General features: G+C 70.7%; 20 protein-coding genes. 17 read left to right on the top strand and 3 right to left on the bottom strand.

Annotated features, from left to right (window positions below; all coding sequences use genetic code 11):
- The first annotated feature begins 78 nt into the window (after positions 1-78).
- Together dnaJ and AC3AOF_RS14560 are read left to right on the top strand one after the other, a co-directional pair.
- On the top strand, positions 79-1,254 hold the full coding sequence (gene dnaJ, locus AC3AOF_RS14565; protein ID WP_236990129.1) for a molecular chaperone DnaJ: 1,176 nt from the start codon (positions 79-81) through the stop codon (positions 1,252-1,254).
- A 194-nt stretch (positions 1,255-1,448) separates the two neighbouring features.
- Positions 1,449-2,099: a class I SAM-dependent methyltransferase gene (locus tag AC3AOF_RS14560; protein ID WP_442919271.1), complete on the top strand. Its 651-nt coding sequence runs from the start codon at positions 1,449-1,451 to the stop codon at positions 2,097-2,099.
- Between the two features lie 212 nt (positions 2,100-2,311).
- Here the strand turns inward: AC3AOF_RS14560 and AC3AOF_RS14555 are convergent, their stop codons facing one another.
- A complete protein-coding gene (locus AC3AOF_RS14555) occupies positions 2,312-3,361 on the bottom strand; it encodes a hypothetical protein (RefSeq protein ID WP_236990130.1) in 1,050 nt (349 codons plus the stop codon).
- Positions 3,362-3,517: 156 nt separating this feature from the next.
- Between AC3AOF_RS14555 and AC3AOF_RS14550 the strand changes: the two genes are divergently transcribed.
- The 6 genes from AC3AOF_RS14550 to AC3AOF_RS14525 all read left to right on the top strand — a co-directional run bounded on the left by AC3AOF_RS14550 (position 3,518) and on the right by AC3AOF_RS14525 (position 9,592).
- Positions 3,518-4,834: a replication-associated recombination protein A gene (locus AC3AOF_RS14550; protein ID WP_236990131.1), complete on the top strand. Its 1,317-nt coding sequence runs from the start codon at positions 3,518-3,520 to the stop codon at positions 4,832-4,834.
- A 104-nt stretch (positions 4,835-4,938) separates the two neighbouring features.
- The gene (locus AC3AOF_RS14545; protein ID WP_236990132.1) at positions 4,939-5,769 is read left to right on the top strand and encodes a ParA family protein; all 831 of its coding nucleotides are present in this window, start codon (positions 4,939-4,941) and stop codon (positions 5,767-5,769) included.
- Between the two features lie 92 nt (positions 5,770-5,861).
- On the top strand, positions 5,862-7,379 hold the full coding sequence (locus tag AC3AOF_RS14540) for an RluA family pseudouridine synthase (protein ID WP_236990133.1): 1,518 nt from the start codon (positions 5,862-5,864) through the stop codon (positions 7,377-7,379).
- A 240-nt stretch (positions 7,380-7,619) separates the two neighbouring features.
- On the top strand, positions 7,620-8,006 hold the full coding sequence (locus AC3AOF_RS14535; protein WP_236990134.1) for a hypothetical protein: 387 nt from the start codon (positions 7,620-7,622) through the stop codon (positions 8,004-8,006).
- A 90-nt stretch (positions 8,007-8,096) separates the two neighbouring features.
- Positions 8,097-8,759: an HAD-IA family hydrolase gene (locus AC3AOF_RS14530; protein ID WP_236990135.1), complete on the top strand. Its 663-nt coding sequence runs from the start codon at positions 8,097-8,099 to the stop codon at positions 8,757-8,759.
- Between the two features lie 44 nt (positions 8,760-8,803).
- On the top strand, positions 8,804-9,592 hold the full coding sequence (locus tag AC3AOF_RS14525) for an ATP12 family chaperone protein (protein ID WP_488348908.1): 789 nt from the start codon (positions 8,804-8,806) through the stop codon (positions 9,590-9,592).
- Positions 9,593-9,749: 157 nt separating this feature from the next.
- Here the strand turns inward: AC3AOF_RS14525 and AC3AOF_RS14520 are convergent, their stop codons facing one another.
- Together AC3AOF_RS14520 and AC3AOF_RS14515 are read right to left on the bottom strand one after the other, a co-directional pair.
- Positions 9,750-10,040, bottom strand: coding sequence for a hypothetical protein (locus AC3AOF_RS14520; protein ID WP_488348907.1), 291 nt, complete (start codon positions 10,038-10,040; stop codon positions 9,750-9,752).
- A gap of 87 nt (positions 10,041-10,127) precedes the next feature.
- Positions 10,128-10,469, bottom strand: coding sequence for a hypothetical protein (locus AC3AOF_RS14515; RefSeq protein ID WP_236990138.1), 342 nt, complete (start codon positions 10,467-10,469; stop codon positions 10,128-10,130).
- A gap of 430 nt (positions 10,470-10,899) precedes the next feature.
- Between AC3AOF_RS14515 and AC3AOF_RS14510 the strand changes: the two genes are divergently transcribed.
- The 9 genes from AC3AOF_RS14510 to AC3AOF_RS14470 all read left to right on the top strand — a co-directional run bounded on the left by AC3AOF_RS14510 (position 10,900) and on the right by AC3AOF_RS14470 (position 23,112).
- A complete protein-coding gene (locus AC3AOF_RS14510) occupies positions 10,900-12,087 on the top strand; it encodes an aminotransferase class V-fold PLP-dependent enzyme (protein ID WP_488348906.1) in 1,188 nt (395 codons plus the stop codon).
- A 325-nt stretch (positions 12,088-12,412) separates the two neighbouring features.
- Entirely contained in the window at positions 12,413-13,351 is a 939-nt protein-coding gene (locus tag AC3AOF_RS14505; protein WP_488348905.1) for a D-2-hydroxyacid dehydrogenase, read from the top strand.
- 83 nt (positions 13,352-13,434) lie between these two features.
- Entirely contained in the window at positions 13,435-14,295 is an 861-nt protein-coding gene (locus AC3AOF_RS14500; protein ID WP_488348904.1) for an NADP-dependent methylenetetrahydromethanopterin/methylenetetrahydrofolate dehydrogenase, read from the top strand.
- Positions 14,295-14,924 carry a methenyltetrahydrofolate cyclohydrolase gene (gene fchA / locus AC3AOF_RS14495; protein WP_488348903.1) on the top strand — a complete coding sequence of 210 codons (630 nt, stop codon included), beginning with the start codon at positions 14,295-14,297 and terminating at the stop codon, positions 14,922-14,924. Before AC3AOF_RS14500 ends, fchA begins: the two co-directional genes overlap by 1 nt.
- Before the next feature lie 131 nt (positions 14,925-15,055).
- Positions 15,056-16,225, top strand: a complete 1,170-nt coding sequence (locus AC3AOF_RS14490; RefSeq protein WP_488348902.1) for a malate--CoA ligase subunit beta — start codon at positions 15,056-15,058, stop codon at positions 16,223-16,225.
- Between the two features lie 14 nt (positions 16,226-16,239).
- On the top strand, positions 16,240-17,139 hold the full coding sequence (sucD, locus tag AC3AOF_RS14485) for a succinate--CoA ligase subunit alpha (RefSeq protein ID WP_488348901.1): 900 nt from the start codon (positions 16,240-16,242) through the stop codon (positions 17,137-17,139).
- Between the two features lie 271 nt (positions 17,140-17,410).
- Entirely contained in the window at positions 17,411-20,170 is a 2,760-nt protein-coding gene (locus AC3AOF_RS14480) for a phosphoenolpyruvate carboxylase (RefSeq protein ID WP_488348900.1), read from the top strand.
- A gap of 348 nt (positions 20,171-20,518) precedes the next feature.
- On the top strand, positions 20,519-21,493 hold the full coding sequence (locus tag AC3AOF_RS14475; RefSeq protein ID WP_488348899.1) for an HpcH/HpaI aldolase/citrate lyase family protein: 975 nt from the start codon (positions 20,519-20,521) through the stop codon (positions 21,491-21,493).
- A gap of 413 nt (positions 21,494-21,906) precedes the next feature.
- Positions 21,907-23,112: an efflux RND transporter periplasmic adaptor subunit gene (locus AC3AOF_RS14470; RefSeq protein ID WP_488348898.1), complete on the top strand. Its 1,206-nt coding sequence runs from the start codon at positions 21,907-21,909 to the stop codon at positions 23,110-23,112.

The following is a 23,112-nucleotide window of genomic DNA, read 5'->3' as shown; positions in this document are numbered from 1 at the left end:
CTCGGCGCCGAAAACGGTGCCGGGGACCGGACGTGTATGGACGATGCCCGACGGGGTACGGCGGGGCCGGGGACAGGAATGTCGAAGCGCGACTATTACGAGGTGCTGGGCGTCGCCCGCACGGCGACCGACGGTGAGATGAAGTCAGCCTTCCGCAAGCTGGCGATGGTCTACCACCCCGACCGCAACCCCGGCGACAAGGAGGCCGAGCTCAAGTTCAAGGAGCTCAACGAGGCCTATCAGTGCCTGTCAGACGGGCAGAAGCGCGCCGCCTACGACCGCTTTGGCCACGCCGCCTTCTCGCAGGGCGGGCAGGGCGGCCCCGGATTCGGCAACGAGTTCGGCGACTTCATGTCGGACATCTTCGACACTTTCTTCGGCGACGCCCGTGGCGGTCCCGGAGGTGGGCGCCCCGGCGGCGGCCAGGGCGGGCGTCCGGGCGGCGGCCGCGAGCGCGGCGCCGACCTGCGCTACAACCTCGAGATCAGCCTCGAGGAGGCCTTCACCGGCAAGACCGAGACGATCAAGATGCCGACCTCGGTCACCTGCGAGGTCTGCGCCGGCTCGGGCGCCAAGGCGGGCTCGAAGCCCAAGACCTGCCCGACCTGCGCCGGCTACGGCCGCGTGCGGGCCGCGCAAGGGTTCTTCGCCATCGAGCGCACCTGCCCGGCCTGCCACGGCCGTGGCGAGATCATCGAGGATCCGTGCCCGGCCTGCTCGGGTGCCGGCCGCGTCACCCGCGAGCGCACGCTGTCGATCAACGTGCCGGCGGGCGTCGACGACGGCTTGCGCATCCGGCTCGCCGGCGAGGGCGAATCGGGTCTGCGCGGAGGACCTGCGGGCGACCTCTACATCTTCCTGTCGATCAAGCCGCACCCGTTCTTCCAGCGCGACGGCGCCGACCTGTTCTGCCGCGTGCCGATCTCGATGGTGACCGCGGCGCTCTCGGGCGAGATCACCGTGCCGGTGATCGACGGCTCGCACACCTCGGTCCGGGTGCCGGCCGGCACCCAGACCAACAAGCAGTTCCGCCTCAAGGGCAGGGGCATGCCGGTCCTGCGCTCGCGCGACGTGGGCGACCTCTACATCCAGGTCTTCGTCGAAACGCCGCAGAACCTCACCAAGCGCCAGCGCGAGCTGCTGCAGGAATTCGACACCCACGGCACGCAGGCCGACAACCACCCGGAGAGCGCCGGCTTCTTCTCCCGGGTGAAGGAATTCTTCGACGGCCTCAGCGGCTCGGGCCGCGCCTGACCCTCACGACGGCGGCTCGGTCCCGGCCTGACGGATTAGGCCGGCGAACCGGGGCAGCCGTTGCGCGTTCTCCCGCGCGAGTGGGATTGCGTGGTTCGCGGGGCGTTCCGGGCGCGTCAGGCTTGACGGCGGCGCGCCTTTGAACGACAGCCGTTCCCCGACCTACTTTTTCGCGTGTTCAAGGGTCTTCGGTCTTGCCTTTGCCTCACCGATCCAGGGCCAAAGCCGTCGCGGTCTCGAGCCCGCTGCCCCACTCGCAGCCGAAGCCCCAGAAGAAGCGCGACATCCTCGAGGACGAAGCGCGGTTCCTGCGCTCCTGGTTCGAGCGGCCCCTGGTCACCGGCGCCGTGACGCCTTCGGGCCGGATGCTCGCCCGCACCATGGCCTCCTACGTCGATCCGCGCCTCACCGGGCCGGTGATCGAGCTCGGTCCCGGCACCGGCCCGGTGACCGACGCTCTGGTGCGCCGCGGCATCGCCCCGGAACGCCTCGTCCTCGTCGAGTACAACCCGGATTTCTGCACGCTGCTGCGCCGGCGCTTCCCGAAGGCCACGGTGCTCCAGGGCGACGCCTACGACATCCGCGCCACTCTGGAGGGGGTGGTCGCCGAGCCGGCCTGCGCCACGATCTCGAGCCTGCCGCTCTTCACCAAGCCGCTGGAGCAGCGCCTCGACCTGCTGACGGCGGCCCACGACCTGATGCATCCGGACGCGCCGTTCGTGCAGTTCACCTACGCGGTGGTGCCGCCGATCCCGGCCAAGTCCACGACCTACACCGCCAGCCGCTCGAACAAGGTGTGGCTGAACCTGCCGCCGGCACGGGTGTGGGTGTATCGCCGGCCCTGAGGGGCACCGGTTCGACGAGTCCGGCCGGCAGCTTTCGGCGGTCCCACCCGTGACCTCATCCTGAGGTGCGACCAACGGGAGCCTCGAAGGAGGGCTCCAGCCTGCGCTGAGGCTTCTGGAGCGCTCCTTCGAGGCCTGCGCTACGCTTCGGCACCTCAGGATGAGGTCGAGAGCGGGATCAGCCGAAGCTTACCTCGACAGGAGCAAGGCGCTCACGCCTTCTCCCACTGGTTCTCGATGATGGTGTAGACCTTGTCGCTGAGGTTGATGTCCATCTCGACGAGCCCGAGCGTGTTCTTCACCCGGCTCAGGGTCTCGGCAAGTTCCAGCACCGGCTCGGGGACCCTGCGCTCCGGCACGGCCGGGCCCTGGAGCTGCAGCACGTCGGCCAGCATCGCCGTGTAGGCGCCCCAGAAATGCTGGTGGCCGATGACGTGGAAGCGCGACAGCGCCTCGATCGCCAGGGTCCAGTGGCCCGGCTTCATCGCCTCGCCCGGGAACGTGCAGGAGAGGTCGCGGGTGAGCGGGTTCTCCAGCCAGGAAAAGGTCTCGAGATCGATCCGGTCGAATCCCTTGCGCAGGGCCGAGACGCTGCCGAGATCGAGCCCGGCCGCGAAGGCGCAAGGGGCCTGCAGGTGGTCGACGCGCCAGCTCTGGGCCGGGTCCTTGCCGATCTCCGCCATCCGGCGCAGGTACAGGATGCGCTTGGCCAACTCCACATACGGGTCGACGACCAGGATCGTCTTCACGTACTCGCCCGACTGGATCACGTCCTCGTAGCGTTTCAGGAGCACGCTACCCTGCAGCAGCAGCGAGTTGCTGTACTTGATGTCGATGATGCAGCGCAGAAGGTCGAAGTGGATGTCGTGGATGCCGAAATACGCCATCGCGAATTCCGGGAAGAGCATGTCGCGGGCGGCGTTGTCCTGGTGGATCGTGTAGTCGAGCGCGAGGACGCGGGCCGGGCGATGCGCGGAGTCACTGCCGTGCCGGTAGAGCAGGATGTTGGTGTCGGCGTCGACGATGTCGTAGCGCCCGGCCTGGTCCAGGCCGGGGCAGCTCTGGCCGTCGAGCTTGAAGCCGCAGACGCCGTGGGCGTGCCAGCCGAACTCCTTCAGCTGCGGGTAATGGACCCAGGCCTCGATCACGGTCTCGCGCGTCCGGTCCATGACCACGCGGACGCGCGGCGTGCGGCGCATGTCGTCGGGGGCGATCCAGAGCTCGAAGCTCGCCGGGCCGACGACGTTGAAGTTGAATCGCATGCTGCTTGCTAGGCTGAAGACGGCGTCGCGGCAAGGTCGCGGCGGAGGGGCCCGGGGAGCGCCAGCCTAGCAGCTTCGGCTCGCCGGATCACCCTCGCGGTGGGCAGCGGCCGGGAAGCCCTTGCGGCCGCAGGCCCGCCCGGTCTTGATGCGGCCATGTCCGACTTGTTCGCCTCCGCGGGCCTCGACCGCGACGCTCCCCGTCCCCTCGCCGACCTGTTGCGGCCGACAACCCTCGCCGAGGTCGTCGGGCAGGAGCACCTGACGGGGGAGGGAGGCGCGCTGACCCGGCTCCTGCGCGGACGCAATCTCGGTTCGCTGATCCTGTGGGGACCGCCCGGCACCGGCAAGACCACGGTGGCGCGGCTGCTCGCCGGCGAGACCGACCTGCATTTCGAGCAGATCTCGGCGATCTTCTCCGGCGTCGCCGAACTCCGGAAGGTGTTCGAGGCGGCCCGGGCCCGGCGGGCGGCGGGACGGGGCACGCTGCTCTTCGTCGACGAGATCCATCGCTTCAACCGGGCGCAGCTCGACGCCTTCCTGCCGGTGGTCGAGGACGGCACGGTCACGCTGGTCGGCGCCACCACCGAGAACCCCTCCTTCGAGCTGAACGCCGCGCTCCTGTCCCGGGCCCGGGTGCTGGTCTTCCGCGCCCTCGACGAGGCGGCGATCGCCAAGCTCCTCGACCGGGCCGAGGCGGTGACCGGCCGGACCCTGCCCCTCGACGGGCAAGCCCGCGCGGTGCTGGTGCGGATGGCCGACGGCGACGGGCGGGCGGCGCTGACCCTGGCCGAGGAGGTGTGGCGCTCGGTGGGACCCGGCGAGACCCTGGATGCCGCCCTGCTGCAGGAGCTGATCCAGCGCCGGGCTCCCGTCTACGACAAGGCGCAGGAGGGCCACTACAACCTCATCTCCGCGCTGCACAAGACGGTCCGCGGCTCGGACCCCGACGCCGCCCTCTACTATCTCTGCCGGATGCTGGATGCCGGCGAGGACCGGCTGTTCATCGCCCGCCGGCTGGTGCGGATGGCGGTGGAGGATATCGGGCTCGCCGATCCCCAGGCCCTGGTGGTGGCGAACGCCGCCAAGGACGCGTTCGACTTTCTCGGCTCGCCGGAGGGCGAGCTGGCGCTGGCGCAAGCCGCGGTCTATCTCGCCACGGCCCCGAAATCGAACGCAGTCTACACCGCCTACAAGGCCGCAACGCGCTTGGCCAAGGAGCACGGCTCGCTGCCGCCGCCCCGCACCATCCTCAACGCGCCGACCAAGCTGATGCGCAGGCTCGGCTACGGCGAGGGCTACCGCTACGACCACGACGAGCCCGACGCCTTCTCGGGCCAGGATTACTGGCCCGAGCGCCTGGGGCGCCAGCGCGTCTACGTGCCGACCGACCGCGGCTTCGAGCGCCGCGTCGCCGAGCGCCTGGAGTGGTGGGATGCGCGGCGCCGGGAGCGCACCGACGACGATTCGTGACGGCCGTGTGAACAACTGGACCGATAGGCGTTGACGCGCCACTCTCCCTTAAGTCAGCCTGCGGGAATGAGACGGAATCTCCTCCTCCCGCACGGTCCAGCCGGATGACGGCGCGGGTTCTCTCGATCGCCAATTGCAAGGGCGGCACCGGCAAGACCACCTCCGCGGTCAATCTCGCGGCCGAGTTCGGCGCCAGGGGGCATCGGGTCCTGGTGGTCGATCTCGATCCGCAGGGCCATGCGGGATTGGGGCTCGGAGTCACGGCCCGGCTCGGCTCGCCCAACGCCCATACGCCGCTCCTGCGGCGCCAGGCCGGCCTCGACGGCGCCGCCCAGGCCACCGACGAGGACAACGTCGCGGTGGTGCCGGCCGACCGGGGCTTCGACGGGCAGCTCGGTACCAATGACATCCGCTGCCTGGCCGACGCCCTCAGCCCCTTGAGCCGCGTCCACGACCTGGTGCTGATCGACGTGCCGCCGGCCTCCGCCGCCCTCACGGTCTGCGCCCTGATGGCGAGCGACGGCGTCGTCGTCCCCACCACCCTCGACCCCCTCGGCCTGGAGGGCGTGCGCCAGTTCGCCCGCTCCTATCACGACACGATGCTGCGCTTCCGCGCTGCGCCCCTCGGGCTCGCCATCGCGCCGATGCGGATCGACCTGCGCACCAATGTCGAGCGGGAGAGCTTGGGCAGCTTGCGCACCGCCTTCGGGCCGGGCCAGATGGTACGCGGCGTGCGCACCGACGTGGCGGTGAGCGAGGCCTTCGCCCGGCGCCAGCCGGTGCGCCGCCACCGCCCCCATGCCCGTGCGACCGAGGATTTTTCGGGCCTCGCCGACGATCTCGTGCAGCGCTTCGGCATCGACTGCGCCGCCGCCTTCGCGGAGCCGTCCTACGGGCGCCAGGAGGGGTTCTCGCGCGGGATCTCCTGGCGATGACGATGGGCGAGGACGGGGATTTTCAAGGATGACGGGCCGGCGATGATTCGCCGGGCGTGACGGAAGGGCTTGCGGGTGCTACGAGCCGCCGCATGACGAAGCCTCCTTCTCGCGGTGGTACCGGGCGGTCGCGGACCGGCCCGGGCGGACCCGCCTCGGGCCGCCCGCCGCGGGCCCGCACCGGACCGCGCAACACCGCGCGCGACGCCGCCGAGCGCGCCGCCGGCCTGGTTGTCTCCAACCGCGCTCCTCCCACGGCTCGCGCCGCCTTCGGCCGCGACATGAGCGACGCTGCGCCCTGGGAGCGCGACGAGGCGCCGGCCCGTGCCCCGGCCGGCAAGTTTCCGGCCAAGCCGAAATCCGATAAGCCGAAATCCGATAAGCCGAAATCCGACACGCCGAGATCCGATCGTCCGCGCACGGGTGCGGCGGAGCGGCCGGCCCGAAGCTTTTCCGAGGGCCGCGCGCCGGCCCGGCCGCGGCGCGATGAGCGCCAGGACGAACGCCGGGCCTCCGGCGAGGCCCCGCAGCGCCGCGCTCCCGCGGACGACAAGGGCCCGGCTGCCAAGCCCCCGACCCGGCGGGCACTCCGCGAGGCGACCGCCGAGGCGCTGGCCACCGGCGTGCAGACCCTGGAGGTGACGCCTGACGAGGCCGGGATGCGGATCGACCGCTTCCTCTCGGCCCGCTTCCCGCAATTGCCCTTCACCCGCATCCAGAGCCTGGTGCGCAAGGGCGAACTGCGCGTGAACGGCAAGCGCGCCAAGGCTGCCGACCGGGTCGAGCCCGGCGCCAGCGTCCGCGTGCCGCCGCTCAGCCTGGAGGCGCGCCCACCCGCCCCGAACTCCCCCCGGGCGGAGGGCGACCTCGCCTTCCTGCGCTCCCTGATCCTCTACGAGGACCAGGACATGATGGTGCTCAACAAGCCCTTCGGCCTTGCCGTGCAGGGCGGCTCGGGCACCACCCGCCACGTCGACGGCCTGCTCGAGGCGATGCGCGACAAGGACGGCCAGAAGCCGCGCCTCGTCCACCGCCTCGACAAGGACACGGCGGGCTGCCTCATCATCGCCAAGACGAGGCTCGCCGCGGCGACGCTCGCCAAGACCTTCCGGTCGCGGGCGGCGCGCAAGATCTACTGGGCGCTCGCCGCCGGCGTGCCGAAGGTGCGCCAGGGCCGGATCTCGACCTATCTCGCCAAGGAGGAGATCGGCGACGCCGATGCCCGCATGCGGGTCGCCAAGCACGGCGACGAGGGGGCGAGCCACGCCCTGACCTACTACGCGCTGGTCGACCAGGCCGGGCAGAAGCTCGCCTGGCTGTCGCTCAAGCCGGTCACCGGCCGCACCCACCAGTTGCGGGCGCATGCGGCCCATATCGGCCACCCGCTCATCGGCGACCCGAAATATTTCGACATCGAGAACTGGGAATTGCCCGGCGGCATCCAGAACCGCCTGCACCTGCTCGCCCGGCGGATCGTGATCCCGCATCCGCGCACCGCCAAGCCGATCGACGTGACGGCGCCGCTCCCGCCCCACATGGTGCAGAGCTGGAACCTGCTCGGCTTCGACGCCGCGCGCTACGACCCGATCGTCGAGGCGCCGGAGAGCTGACGCTACGGCCGTCCAGCCTAGGCCGGACCATCGGGGCAAGCCCTTGGCAGGACGGCGGCGCGCCTTATTCTCAAGGTGGGCCGCGACCACGGCAGAAGCGCGGGCTTGGATTAGCGTCCGCTCGCGTTGCGAACGGACGCCGATCCAGGTCTTCGATTGTGCCGCATTGTCTCCGACGAACCGGTATCCACCTCGTCGGACAATGCTCCAGCGGCTCCGTCCGGGAGTGAGACAAGCCAGATGAGACCCGCCGCGCTCGCCAGCCTCGGCCTGATCGGATTCCTCGCCTTCGCCGGGACGGCGCAGGCCCAGCCCGCCCCCGCCACCCCGGCACCGGCCGCCGCTCCTGCGGCGCCCGTCGCCCGTCCTGACGGCAAGGCCGCGGCGACCCGGCCGGACGGGCGCCAGCAGGACGGACGGAACGCCCCCGCGGAGGGCGGTGCGGCGGCCAAGCCGGCCGCGCCCGAGCGGACCACGCATCGCCGCCGCCGGCCGAGCTACGCCGCCTGCAACCGCGCCTCCCAGCGGCGCAGCCTGCATGGCGGCGCACGGCGCCGCTTCCTGATCCGCTGCCGCCTGGGCTATGAGCGGATCCAACCGGGCCAGCCGGCACGCGCCAGGCCCTGAACGGCGGCGGGCCGCGCCCGGTGCGACAGCGCGGCCCGAACCCCCAAAGATCCTGCCGAGGTCCTGCCAAGATTCTTCAATGATCCTGCAATGATCCTGATCGTCTTCGACGTCGACGGCACCCTCGTCGACAGCCAGCACCTGATCGTGGCGGCGCAACGCGAGGCCTTCGCCTCGGTCGGGCTGCCGGCGCCGACGCGGGAGCGCTCGCTGTCGGTGGTCGGGCTGTCGCTGCCGCAGGCCTTCACCGCCCTCGTCGGCGCCGACGGGCCGGTCGTGGCCCTGTCGGACGCCTACAAGCAGGCCTTCGGCCGGCTGCGGGCCAAGGCCGAGATCCGCGAATCGCTGTTTCCCGGCGCCGCGGACCTCCTCGCCCGGCTCAACCGCGAGCCGGCGGTGCAACTCGGCATCGCCACCGGCAAGTCCCGCCGCGGGGTCGACCATCTCGTTGCCGTCCACGGTTGGGAGGGCTGGTTCTCGACCGTGCAGACCGCCGACGACGCTCCCTCGAAGCCGCATCCGGCGATGCTCGAGCAGGCGATGGCCGAGACCGGCGCCGCGCCGGACCGGACGGTGATGATCGGCGATTCGACCTACGACATGGTGATGGCGCGCGGCGCCAAGGTCGCCGCGCTCGGCGTCGCCTGGGGCTACCACACGCCCGAGGCCTTGCGGGCCGCCGGGGCGCATGCGGTGATGGAGAGCGTCTCCGCGCTCGAAGCCGACCTGTTTCGGCGGATCGCGGCGGCCTGATCGCCGTCTCGCAACCCAAGTCCCGAGGCCCTATCTTTCCGCTCATGAGCAACGACGTGACCAGCGACTGGCTCGGGGACCCGGAGGGCGCGCCCGATCCGGTCCGCGCCGCCCGCCAATCGGCGAAGCCCGCGCTGCCGAAGCGCTTCTACACGGAAGCCGGCATCGCGCCGGCCGAGGACGGCTACCGCCTGGTCCTCGACGGCCGCCCGGCCCGCACCCCCGCCCGCCGCTACCTCGCGGTGCCGCAGGCGGCGCTGGCCAAGGCCCTGGCCGAGGAATGGGGGGCGCAAGAGGAGTTCATCGACCCCGCCCGGATGCCGCTCACCCGCCTCGTCAACTCGGCGCTCGACGGCGTAGCCGAACGGCGCGAGGCGGTGGTCGACGATCTCGCGGCCTATGCGGGGACCGACCTCGTCGTCTACCGGGCCGGGGACCCCGCCCGGCTCGTGGCGGCACAAGCGGCGGCCTGGGACCCGGTGCTCGACTGGGCGCACGAAGCCTTGAACGCGCGGTTCATGCTGAGCGAAGGGGTGATGCACGTTACCCAACCGGCGGAATCGCTGGCCGCCATCCGATGCGCCATCGAGGCGGTGGCGAGCCCGACCGCCCTCGCGGGACTTCATTCGATGACGGCCCTGACCGGCTCGGTTCTGATCGCGCTCGCGGTTCTCCGCGGCCGGCTGACGCCGCAGGCGGGCTGGGCCGCGGCCCATGTCGACGAGACGTTCCAGGCGGAGCTCTGGGGTCGGGATGCGGAGGCCGAGGACCGCCTGGCCCGGCGGCGGACCGAATTCGAAGCCGCGGCGCGGGTCGCGGCGCTCAGCGCGTGATCAGGCCGGGGCGCTGCGCCCCGGCCGCGCGACCTGCTACGATTTCCGACCGATCGCTTCGCGATGCGGAAATCGGCCTCGCTCAGGCGTGTGGAGCAAAGCTCCGCCGTCGCGGGCTGGTGATACGAGGTCCGGAGATAATTTTCCGGACTTCGTATCACTTCTTCAGCGAGCCGGTGGCGATGTCGGCGTTCGGGTCCATCGCCGACGGCACCGACGGGCCGAAGGCCACGAGGCCGCTGGCGTCGATCCCGCGGACATCCACCTCGGCGCCCGGCGCCATGCGGGGCAGGGCGGCGAAGAGCGGCATGCCGGCCGGCACGCTGGCCGAGAAGCCCGGAACGTCGAGGACCGGGATGCCGGCCTGATCCAGGGTGGTGCCCTCGGCGCGCGCGGCGGCGGAGCCGGCCAGAACGAGGCCGGCCGCGATGACGGTCTTGAGAAGCATCTCGGTGTCTCCGGTGCGAGGCAGGTCTTGCTAAGGGTTTCTTGGCTAGACAATGCGCAGACCCCGGCCGCGGTTCTCCAAAAAAGCTTATCCGGCGGCGCGCCAACCCTCCCGCGGTAGCGGCTCCCGGGGAGCCGCGGCCGGCAACTGGTGGAACAGGTGGAAGCCGCTTGTCTCGGCGCCGCGCTCGGCGATCTCGGCCGAGAAGCCGGGCGGCGCCTCGGACGGGGCTTCGATGCTCCCGGCATAGGTCCAGGCCTCGCCGGTGACGAAGGCCGGCACCGGGAAGTCGTTCGGCACCGCGCAGACCAGGTCCGGCTCCTCGCGCCGACGGAAGAGATTGTAGGTCGGCCAGCGCCGTACCGTCCGCGGCCAAGGCCGGCCGAACTCCCCGCGTGTGAGCCCCGGGCCCGCACTGCTCGCAATCATGGTGTGTCTCCCCCCGGGTTCGGCCGGTTGCATCTTGGGGCCGATGCATATCCGCCAGGACCGGAACCGCTGATCACATTCGATAAGATTTGCGACTTTTCTATGCAATACTGCCGATACGGCATAGCCTGGATTGATCCGTGCGGCGGAAGGTGCAGCCGCCTACCCCTTTAGGCCAAGCTGTTGGCCGGCATTTCAAAATTTTGAAGGTGGGGCTCAGTTTTTTCAGTTTTCCTTGGTCCGCGCGGGCCCGCATAGTCGCCCTCGACACGGCGATCCGGGGCAGCCGGCGGCGACGAACCGCCTGCTTCCCGAGCGCCGCGCCTGCGCCGACCCGAGCCGGCATCGTGCCGGCGGCGCGCACCCGAATTCACGAGACCGGACGGGCAACGTCCGGGATGTTCAGGCCGTAGGGGCCGGAGGAGACACCATGGCTGGATCGAGACGTCCGGGACGCAACTTCCTCTTCGTTCCGGGTCCGACCAACATCCCGGATCGGGTCGCGCGCGCGATGATCGTGCCGTCCGAGGACCATCGCTCGTTGTCCTTCCCCGAGCTGACCCTGCCGCTGTTCGAGGAGACCAAGAAGGTCTTCAAGTCCCGCGAGGGCCAGGTCTTTCTCTTCCCGGCGACCGGTACCGGCGCCTGGGAAGCGGCGCTCACCAACACGCTCTCGCCCGGCGACCGGGTGCTGGCCCCGCGCTACGGCCAGTTCAGCACACTGTGGATCGACATGGCCCGCCGGGTCGGCCTCGACGTCGAGGTCCAGGAGGAGGAGTGGGGCACCGGCGCCAACCCCGAGCGGATCGAGGAGGCCCTTCGCGCCGATCGCGAGCACCGGATCAAGGCGGTCCTGGTCGTCCACAACGAGACCACCACCGGCGTCACCTCCGATATCGGCGCGGTGCGCAAGGCTCTCGACGCGGCGAACCACCCGGCGATGCTCTACGTCGACGGCGTCTCGTCGATCGGCAGCATCGACTTCCGGGCCGAGGAGTGGCGGGTCGATTGCGCCATCACCGGCTCGCAGAAGGGGCTGATGCTGCCGGCGGGCCTCGGCCTCGTCTGCGTCAGCAAGCGGGCGCTGGAGGCCGCCAAGACCGCCGAGTGCCGGCGCGTCTTTTTCGACTTCGCCGACCAGGCCAAGGCCAACGCCACCGGCTACTTCCCCTACACGCCGTCCGTGCCGATGCTCTACGGCCTGCGCGAGGCCCTGCGTTGCGTCGAGGACGAGGGGCTGGAGAACATCTTCGCCCGCCACCGCCGGCTCGCCGACGGCACCCGCGCGGCGGTCAAGGCCTGGGGCCTGACGCTGTGCGCGAAGGAGCCCAAGTGGCATTCCGACACGGTGAGCGCCGTGATGGTGCCGGAGGGGATCAACGGCGCCGAGGTCATCGACATCGCCTATCGCCGCTACAACCTCGCCCTCGGCGCCGGCCTGTCGCAGGTGGCGGGCAAGCTCTTCCGCATCGGCCATATCGGTGACCTCAACGAGCTGATGCTCCTCGGGGCGCTGGCCGGCGTCGAGATGGCGATGCAGGATGCCGGCATCCGCATCACCCCCGGCAGCGGCGTCGCCGCGGCGACGGAGCATTTCCGGAATACGCGGGAAGTGTAGGCACGGGTCTCTCCTCTCCCCGCGGGCGGGGAGAGGCCCGATCACCCCTCGTCGGGTGATCGGGGAGCCCGAAGGGCGAGGGTGAGGGGGTGTCTCCGGACGAGGCTCCTCCGGCACCACCCCCTCACCCTCGCTCCGGCTTCGCCTCCGCTTGTCACGACCCCGGCAAGGGGGTCGTGACCCTCTCCCCGCCCGCGGGGAGAGGAGAAGGGGCGCTCCATTCCCAAAACCGGCTGCCGGGACCCGGCCCGGCATGCCATTGATGCAACGCCCCGCCCGCCCCGAGAGCGGGGATCACGAAAAGTCTGCCGGAGAACGCCGCCCCATGTCCCACCGCATCGTCTTCCTCGACCGCGAGACCCTGGATGCGACCGTGCGGCCCCCGAGCTTCCCGCACGAGTATGTCGAGCACGCCGTGACGGCGCCCGACGAGATCGTGGCGCGGCTGCAAGGCGCCCAGATCGCCATCATCAACAAGGTGCCGATGCGCGAGGAGACCCTGGCCCAGCTGCCGGACCTCAAGCTGATCGCGGTCGCGGCGACCGGCACCGACGTGGTCGACAAGGCCTTCGCCAAGTCCCGCGGCATCACGGTCGTCAACATCCGCAACTACGCCTTCAACACCGTGCCGGAACACGTCATCGGGCTGATCTTCGCCCTGCGGCGGGCGATCGTGCCCTACACCAACTCGGTCCGGCGCGGCGACTGGGGCAAAGCCCGGCACTTCTGCTACTTCGACTACCCGATCCGCGACGTGGCCGGCTCGACGCTCGGCATCGTCGGGTACGGGGCGCTCGGCAAGTCGATCGGCCAGCGGGCCGAGGCCTTGGGCATGCGGGTTCTGGCCTACGACGTGATGCCCCAACCCGGCCTCGTCGATCTCGACACGATCATCCGCGAGAGCGACGTGATCACGCTCCACGCGCCGCTGACGCCGGAGACCCGCAACATGATCGGGCGGGACGAGCTGGCGCGGATGAAGCGCGACGCGATCCTGATCAACACCGCCCGTGGCGGCCTCGTCGACGAGGCGGCGCTTGCCGAGGCCCTGACCGCCGGCACGATCGGCGGCGCCGGGTTCGACGTGCTCACCAGCGAGCCGCCCAGGGACGACAACCCGCTGCTCGCCCTCGACCTGCCGAACCTCATCATCACCCCCCACGTCGCCTGGGCGAGCCGCCAAGCCATGCAGATCCTGGCCGACCAGCTCGTCGACAACATCGAGGCCTTCGTGGCCGGCCGGCCGCAGAACGTGGTGGAGTAGGGCGGGAGGGACGGCTACCCCGCTCTCGCCAACCGAATGGATGCCCCGCGCCGGCTCGGACGCCCGCGGCGGAAAGGATCACGATGAAGAAGCTTCTGTTCCAGTTCGACACCGACCCGATGCCCAGCGTGTTCGACGTGGTGGTGGGCTACGATGGCGGCGCCGACATCATCACCGGCTACCCCAACGTGACGCCTGAGAATGTCGGGGCGCTGGTCGACGGCACGATCTACACCCGCGGCGGCTCGGAGAAGAAATCGACCGCGATCTTCGTCGGTGGCGGCAGCATGGCCGCCGGCGAGGCGGTGTTCAAGGCGGTGCGCAAGCGCTTCTTCGGCCCGTTCCGGGTGTCGTGCATGCTCGACTCCAACGGCTCGAACACCACGGCGGCGGCGGGCGTGGCGCTCGTCGCCAAGGCGGCGGGCTCGCTCGAGGGCAAGCGCGCCCTGGTGCTGGCCGGCACCGGCCCGGTCGGCATGCGCTCGGCGGCGCTCCTCGCCAAGGAAGGCGCGACCGTGACGCTCGCCGGGCGCAACCTCGCCAAGGCGCAGGAGGCCGCCAAGACCATCGAGTCCCGCTTCAAGGTCGCGATCCGGGCGATCGAGACCGCGGATGCCGAATCCCGCGGCGCGGCTCTGGCCGAGGCCGAGGTGGCCTTCGCCGCCGGTGCCATCGGCCTCGAACTCGCCTCCGAGGCGCAGTGGAGCGAGGCGCGAAGCCTCAGCTTCATCGCGGATTACAACGCGCAGCCGCCGCTGGGCTTCGGCGGGATCGAGGCGACCGACAAGGGCAAGGAGCGCCACGGCAAGGTCGTGTTCGGCGCGCTCGGCATCGGCGGCCTGAAGCTCAAGCTGCACCGCGCCTGCGTCGCCAAGCTGTTCGAGAGCAGCGAACTGGTCCTCGACGCGGAAGAGATCTACGCGCTCGCGAAAGAGATGGCGTGATGGCGCAGTCCGACGACACGATCCCAGGCTTCCTCGACGCGCTCGCCAGCGAGCGCCCGACCCCCGGCGGCGGCGGGGCCGCGGCGATCTCCGGCGCCATGGGGGCCGCCCTGGTCTCGATGGTCTGCAATCTCACCATCGGCAAGAAGAAGTATGCCGAGGTCGAGGCCGAGATGATCGCGACCCGCGACCGCGCCGAAGCGCTCCGCGCGCAGCTCACCGGCATGATCGCCGAGGACGTGACGGCGTTCGACGCGGTGATGGGCGCCTACGGCCTGCCGAAGGCGAGCGACGACGAGAAGGCGGCCCGCGCGGCCGCCATCCAGGATGCCCTGCGGCTCGCCACCGACGTGCCCCTCGCCTGCGCCAGGACCTGCCGGGCGGTGATCGACCTGTGCGAGGGCGTCGCCGAGCGCGGCAACCTCAACGTGGTCAGCGATGCCGGCGTCGCCGTGCTGGCGGCCCAGGCCGGCCTGCGCAGCGCCGCCCTCAACGTCTACGTCAACGCCAAGGCGATCGAGGACCGGACCTTCGCGGAAGGCCGTCTCGCCGACCTCGCCCGGGCGCTGGACGGCGCCGATGCCCTGACCGAGCGGGTCTACGGGCTGGTGAAGTCGAAGCTGACCTAAGGGTCGGCGCGCCTGGATCGGTATCCGGGCGATCACTTGAAGCAACGCAACCGCGCTTTTTGAGCCGGGCGCGAGGGACCCCCCTCGCGCCCGGAACGGGAAGCCTTTGCCTGAAACGACAGGAGGACGCCATGGACGTGCATGAGTACCAGGCCAAGGAATTGCTCGCGAGCTTCGGCGTGCCGATCCCGAAGGGCGCCGTGGCCTTCAGCCCCGACCAGGCGGTCTATGCCGCCACCGAGCTCGGCGGCGCCCACTGGGCGGTGAAGGCGCAGATCCATGCCGGCGCCCGCGGCAAGGCCGGCGGCATCCGCCTCTGCCGGACCACCCACGAGGTCCGCGACGCGGCGAACGACCTGCTCGGCCGGCGCCTCGTCACCCACCAGACCGGCCCCGAGGGCAAGCCGGTGCAGCGGGTCTATATCGAGACCGCCGATCCGTTCGAGCGCGAGCTCTATCTCGGCATCGTCCTCGACCGGAAGGTCGAGCGGGTGCGGGTCGTGGCCTCCAAGGCCGGCGGCATGGACATCGAGGAGATCGCCGCGACCGATCCCGACGCGCTGCTGCAAGTGGTGGTGGAGCCGGCCGTCGGCCTCCAGCCCTTCGAGGCGCGGGAACTCGCCTTCCAGCTCGGCTTGACCATCAAGCAGGTCGGCGCCGCCGTGAAGACGATCATGAGCGCCTACCGGGCGTTCCGCGATTGCGACGCGGTCATGCTGGAGATCAACCCGCTGGTCGTGACCCGCGACGACCGGGTGCTGGCGCTCGACGCCAAGATGTCGTTCGACGACAACGCCCTGTTCCGGCGCCGTCAGATCGCCGACATGCACGATCCGTCGCAGAGCGACCCGCGCGAGGCCCAGGCCGCCGAGCACAACCTGAACTACATTGGTCTCGACGGCGAGATCGGCTGCATCGTCAACGGCGCCGGACTCGCCATGGCGACCATGGACATGATCAAGCACGCGGGCGGCGAGCCGGCAAACTTCCTCGATGTCGGCGGCGGCGCCTCGCCGCAGCGGGTCGCCACCGCCTTCCGCCTCGTCCTGTCCGATCCGAACGTACGGGCGATCCTGGTCAACATCTTCGCCGGCATCAACCGCTGCGACTGGATCGCCGAGGGCGTCGTCCAGGCCGCCCGCGAGGTGAAGATCGGCGTGCCGCTGGTGGTGCGGCTCGCCGGCACCAACGTCGAGGCCGGCAAGGCGATCCTGGAGAAGAGCGGCCTCGACCTCATCACCGCCGACACCCTGACGGAGGCCGCCGAGAAGGCGGTGGCCGCCATCCGCACCAAGAACTGAAGAGGGGACGCGCGATGAGCATCCTGATCAACGAGAAGACCCGGATCCTGGTCCAGGGCATCACCGGCGACAAGGGCAGCTTCCACGCCCGCGAGATGGTCGAGTACGGCTCCAAGGTCGTCGCCGGCGTCACCCCGGGCAAGGGCGGGCGCACCGAGCACGGCGTGCCGGTCTTCGACACCGTGCGCCAGGCGGTGCAGGAGACGGGCGCGGAGGCCAGCATCACCTTCGTGGCGCCGCCCTTCGCCGCCGACGCCATCATGGAGGCGGCGGATGCCGGCATCCGGCTGATCTGCTCGATCACCGACGGCATCCCGGCCCAGGACATGATGCGGGTGAAGCGCTACCTGCGCCGCTACCCGAAGGAGCGCCGCCCGATGGTGGTCGGCCCGAACTGCGCCGGCATCATCTCCCCCGGCAAGGCGATGCTCGGCATCATGCCCGGCCACATCTACCTCAAGGGCAATATCGGGGTGATCTCTCGCTCCGGCACCCTCGGCTACGAGGCCGCGGCGCAGATGAAGGCGGTGGGCCTCGGCATCTCGACCTCGGTCGGCATCGGCGGCGACCCGATCAACGGCTCGTCCTTCCTCGATCACCTCGCCCTGTTCGAGGAGGATCCCGATACCGATGCGGTGCTGATGATCGGCGAGATCGGCGGCCCGCAGGAGGCCGAGGCCGCGGCCTGGATCCAGCAGAACATGAAGAAGCCGGTGGTCGGCTTCGTCGCCGGGCTCACGGCGCCCAAGGGCCGCAAGATGGGGCATGCCGGCGCCATCATCTCGGCGGCCGGCGACAGCGCCGGGGAGAAGGCCGAGATCATGCGCTCCTACGGCCTCACCGTGGCCCCGAGCCCGGGCGCCTTCGGGACCACCATGGCGCAGGTGATGTCCGGCCACCGCAAGGCGGCGTGAGCCAGCTCCTCCCTCGGCCCGCGCTTCGGGCCGTGCGCATTCCTCCTCTCCCCGCGGGCGGGGAGAGGGCTGTGTCCCCGTTCAGGGGACACAGCGAGGCGGCAGCCGAGGGTGAGGGGGAGGTGCCGGATGAGCCTCCTCCGGAAATACCCCCTCACCCTCGCCCTTCGGGCTTGCCGCTGACCCGACAAGGGGTCAGCAGCCCTCTCCCCGCCCGGCGGGGAGAGGAGAGACTGGCGCACACCCTCGACCCCCACGGGGAGCCCCCCAGATGATCCACACTCCCGTTCCCGACACGCCGTTCGTCCCGCCGCTGATCACCGGCACCGAGGACCGCGTCGCCCTCGACGTGCTCTTTCGCTCGCTGGTGGATGTCTGCCGGCGCCACCAGCCGGAGCTGGAAGCGGTGCTGCGCGGGCAGGCCGACATCGCCGGGCTGTCGCCGGAACTGACCGCGCGGGCGTTGCAGGTCCAGGGCATCTGGTTCCAGCTGATCGCGATCGCCGAGCAGAACACCGCGATGCGCCGGCGCCGCCATGTCGAGCGCAATGCCGGCCGCGACCGGCTCAAGAATTCCTTCAGCGCCGTGCTGGCCCGGGCCGCCGCCCAGGGCGTGCCGGCCGGGACGGTGCATGAACTCCTCACGTCCCTGCGCGTGCGCCCGACCCTGACGGCGCACCCGACCGAGGCCAAGCGCGTCACGGTGCTGGAAAAGTTCCGGCGCATCTACCTGATCCTGAAGGAACTGGAGATGCCGCGCTGGACCGAGCGCGAGCGCCAGGCCCTGATGGACGACCTGCGCGACGAGGTCGAGCTGGTCTGGATGACTGGCGAGCTGCATCTCGAGAAGCCGACCGTCGACCGGGAGGTGGCCTGGGGCCTGCACTTCTTCGACGAGACCCTGTTCGAGATGCTGCCCGAGACCCTCGGCTCGCTCGAGGAGGCGCTGGCGAGTGCCTATCCGGGCGCCCGGTTCGAGGTCCCGCCCTTCTTCCAGTTCGGATCGTGGATCGGCGGCGACCGCGACGGCAACCCCTTCGTCACCGCCGAGGTGACCCGGCGCACCCTGCGGCGCAACGCGCTCGCGAGCCTGCGGCGCTACCGCGACGGCGTGGCCGGCCTCGCCCGCACCCTGTCGATCAGCGCCCGCGCCCTGCCGGTGCCGGATGCCTTCGCGAGCGCGCTCGCCGGTGCGCTGGCGCTCCAGCCGGACGGCGAGGCGATCGCGCGGCGCAACCCGGGCGAGCCCTACCGCCAGTTCCTGACCTGCCTCAGCCGCCGCCTCGACGCGACGTTTGCCGGGCTGGAGGACTCATCGGCCGCGCCCGAGAACAGCACCCCGACCGGTCCCGGCTACGGCGATGCCGACCTGCTGATCGCCGACCTGCGCGCCCTCGAACAGGGCCTGTCCGAGGCCGGCTGCCCGTCGCTGGCCGCCAACCGGGTGCGGCCGGTGCGCCGGATGGTCGAGATCTTCCGCTTCTCGACCGTGCGGCTCGACATCCGCGAGAACACCACCCGCACCACCCGGGCGCTCCAGGCCCTGTGGCGCGGCACCCATGAGGGCGAGCCGCCGGACGTCGATTCCCCGGACTGGACCGCCTGGCTCGAGGCCGAGCTGGCGCGCCCGCTCGACGGGCTGCCCGATCTCTCCAGCCTGCCCGAGGAGGCGCAGGAGACGCTGTCGACCTTCCGGCTGGTGGCGGAGATGCGCGGCAGCCTCGACCGCGAGGCCTTCGGGTCCTTCGTCCTGTCGATGACCCATTCGGTGCCCGACATCCTGGGCGTCTACCTGCTGGCGAAGACCGCCGGCGTCTTCCTGGATGCTGCCGGCATCGAGGTCTGCCCGCTGCCGATCGTGCCGTTGTTCGAGACCATCGACGACCTGCGCGCCGCCCCCGCCATCATGCGGGCCTTGCTCAAGATCCCGGTCGTGCGCCGCTCCGCCCGCCAGCAGGGCGGGGTGCAGGAGGTGATGATCGGATACTCGGATTCGAACAAGGACGGCGGCTTCGTCGCCTCGAACTGGGAACTGGCCAAGGCGCAACGGCTGCTGACCCAGGTCGGCGAGCAGGCGGGGATCGGCATCGCGTTCTTCCACGGCCGCGGCGGCTCGGTCAGCCGCGGCGGCGCGCCGACGGCCCGGGCCATCGCGGCGCAGCCGCCGGGCTCGATCCGGGGCCGCTTCCGCACCACCGAGCAGGGCGAGGTGGTGTCGTTCAAGTACGCCAACCGCGGCACCGCCGCTTACCAGATGGAGTTGCTCGCCTCCGCGGTGCTGGCCCATGCCCTCGACGGGGCGGCCAACGGGCCTCCGCCGGCGAACCCGGAATTCGACGACGTGATGGAGGCCCTGTCCGGCGCCTCGCGGGCGGCCTACGCGCAGCTCCTGACGCATCCGGACCTCGTGACCTATTTCGGCGCCGCGAGCCCGCTCGACGAGATCGCGCTGCTCAACATCGGCTCGCGCCCGGCCCGCCGCTTCGGCGCCCGGAGCCTGGCCGACCTGCGGGCGATCCCCTGGGTCTTCGCCTGGAGCCAGAACCGCCACGGCATCACCGGCTGGTACGGGGTCGGTAGCGGCTTGAAGAGCCTCCTCGACGTGCGCGGGGATGGCGGCCGGGCGCTGCTGCGGCGGATGTTCGAGCAATCGCCGCTCTTCCGCCTGGTCATGGACGAGGTCGAGAAGACCCTGCTCACGGTCGATCTCGACATCGCCCGCGACTTCGCCGGCCTGTGCCCGGACGAGGGCGCGCGCGAGGCGGTCTTCGCGATGATCGAGGCCGAGTACCGGCTGACCTGCGCCATGGCCCTGGAGGTGAGCGGGGCGCGCAGCCTCGCCGAGCGCTTCCCGCTCTATCGCGGGAGGCTGACCGAGCGGCTGCCGGTGCTCAACCAGGTCAGCCGCGAGCAGGTGGACCTTCTCCGCCGCTTCCGGGCCGAGACCGACGAGGCGCAGCGGGAGACGCTGAAATCGGCGCTGCTCTTGTCGATCAACTGCGTCGCCACCGGGTTCGGGGCGACGGGGTGAGGTCTTGCCGCCCGGTTGCCGGATGAGGCGCCCCTTCTCCTCTCCCCGCGGGCGGGGAGAGGGCCGCTGACCCCTTGTCGGGTCAGCGGCAAGCCCGAAGGGCGAGGGTGAGGGGGTGTCTCCGGAGGAGTTTCACTCGTCGAGACCCCCTCACCCTCGCTCCGGCTTTCGCCTCCGCTTGCCGTGTCTCTTGGACAGAGACACGGCCCTCTCCCCGCCCGCGGGGAGAGGGGGAGAGCCCGCGCCTCTCCTTCCCCCTTCCCCCCGCATAGCCCCACACCCCCCACCTTCCGCCACGTTGCGTCCGTCCGCGACGGACCGCCAAATGATCCCCAGGAGGAAACACGAATGAGCTTCACCCTCGTCCAGCAAGCCACGCCCCGCCTGCACCGCTCTGAACTGGCGGTGCCGGGCTCGAACCCGACCTTCATGGAGAAGTCGGCGAAATCCACCGCCGACGTGATCTTCCTCGACCTCGAGGATGCGGTCGCGCCCGACGACAAGGAGCAGGCGCGCAAGAACATCGTCCAGGCCCTCAACGAGATCGATTGGGGCACGAAGACGATGATGATCCGCATCAACGGCCTCGATACCCATTACATGTACCGGGACGTGGTCGACATCGTCGAGGCCTGCCCGCGCCTCGACATGATCCTGATCCCGAAGGTCGGCGTGCCGCAGGACGTCTACGCCATCGACGTGCTGGTGACGCAGATCGAGCAGGCCAAAAGCCGCGAGAAGAAGCTCGGCTTCGAGGTGCTGATCGAGACGGCTTTGGGCATGGCCAATGTCGAGGCGATCGCCCAGTCCTCGAAGCGCCTGGAAGCGATGTCCTTCGGCGTCGCCGATTACGCCGCCTCGCTGCGCGCCCGCTCGACCGTGATCGGCGGCGTCAACCCGGATTACTCGGTGCTCACCGACAAGGACGAGGCGGGCGGGCGCCAGACCCACTGGCAGGATCCGTGGCTGTTTGCCCAGAACCGCATGCTGGTCGCCTGCCGGGCCTACGGCCTGCGCCCGATCGACGGCCCGTTCGGCGATTTCTCCGATCCGGACGGCTACGTCTCGGCGGCCCGGCGCTGCGCGGCCCTCGGCTTCGAGGGCAAGTGGGCGATCCACCCCTCGCAGATCGACCTCGCCAACGAGGTGTTCACCCCGAGCGAGGCCGAGGTGACCAAGGCCCGCCGCATCCTGGCGGCGATGGAGGAGGCGGCCAAGGCCGGCCGCGGCGCCGTCTCGCTCGACGGGCGGCTCATCGACATCGCGTCGATCCGCATGGCCGAGGCGCTGATCGGCAAGGCCGACGCCATGGCGAAGGCATAACGGGGACCGCGAGAGCCGGCCTGCGGGCCGGCTCTTCCACGACGGAGAGCCGACCGCCCTGCATGGGTGATGGGCCAGGCTTGCTCACCGCGCGGACGCGCCGCACGGATCTCGCACACGCTAGAAACAGTCGACTGGCATACGTTCGACAGATACCGGTTCGCGCGGCCGCTTAGGCGGCCGTTCACGTGTGTCTCGTACAACTCCCGCTGCGCCGATACTGCCGGAATGAACGGCGCGGGCGATCGGGAGTTGTGTGTGAGACACGGAGACGCCTCGCGACCCGGCCCTGGACTGGATCGGCTGCGGTCGCCCGACCGCCCGGCGCTGCTCCCGGTCTTCGACGTTGCTGCATGGCCCGATGGCGCTACTTTTGCACCATCGGACGATGCCCCAGTGGAAGCGTGCAACCGATGAGATCAGAACAGGGCGCCGACCCGACGAAACGCCGGCACGGCGGATGGCTCCTGGCCCTCGCGATCCTGGCCGGCGCCGGCGGCGCCTATGCGTGGCACACCCGCGAGCACGCGGCCGCGGCGAAACCCGCGGCCCGCGCCCCGGCTGCCGTTCCGGTGACCTTGGCGCGTGTCGAGCAAGGCCCGCTCGCCAAGGAGCTCGGCGGGCTGGGCACGGTGCAGGCCTACAACACCGTGCAGGTGCGCAGCCGGGTCGACGGCGAGATCCTGAAGATCGGCTTTCGCGAAGGCCAGGTGGTGAAGAAGGGCGACCTCCTCGCCCAGGTCGATCCGCGGCCCTACCAGGCCGCCCTCGACCAGGCCAAGGCGAAGAAGGCCCAGGACGAGGCCAACGTGAAGAACGCGAAGGCCGACCTAGAGCGCTACACCAAGCTCGGCGACTACGCCTCGCGCCAGCAGACCGAGACGCAAGGCGCCACGGTCAACCAGCTCACCGCCCAGATCGCCGGCGACCAGGCGGCGATCGACAACGCGGCGACGCAACTCTCCTACGCGACGATCCAGGCGCCGATCGACGGCGTCACCGGCTTCCGGCTGATCGACGTCGGCAACATCGTCAACGCCGCGCAACAGACCGCGATCGTCACCATCACCCAGGTCGAGCCGATCTTCGTGGTCTATACCGCGCCCGAGGAGCAGCTCGGCGAGGTGATGCGGGCGCTCGCCGCCGGCCCGGTCCCGGTCGAGGCCTGGAGCACCGACGGCATGACCCGGCTGTCCGAGGGGCGCCTCGACCTCGTCAACAACCAGGTCGACACCGCCACCGGCACGATCCGGCTCAAGGCCTCCTTCGCCAACAAGGATCACGCCCTGTGGCCCGGCGTGTCGGTCTCGACGAAGATGCGGACCGGCACGATCCCCGACGCCGTCACGGTGCCGGACGACGCGGTGCAGCACGGGCCGAAGGGCCTCTACGCCTTCGTGGTCGACGACCAGAGCCACGCCCACATGCAGCCGATCGCCGTCGGCCGCGCCACCGACGGCCGCACCCAGGTGACCAAGGGGCTGACGCCGGGCCAGACGGTCGTCTGGCGCGGCCAGTCGCGGGTGCAGGAGGGGGGGCTGGTCGCCGAGGCGAAGCCCGCGGGTCCCGCGGCCCATTCGGCGGACAACGCCGCCTTGGCTTCGAGCGAGGCGCGCTGA

The organism is Methylobacterium sp. 142-1Y (assembly GCF_057747795.1).
Note: the sequence above shows the minus strand (reverse complement) of the source record. Positions and strands in the feature narration are given on the sequence as shown.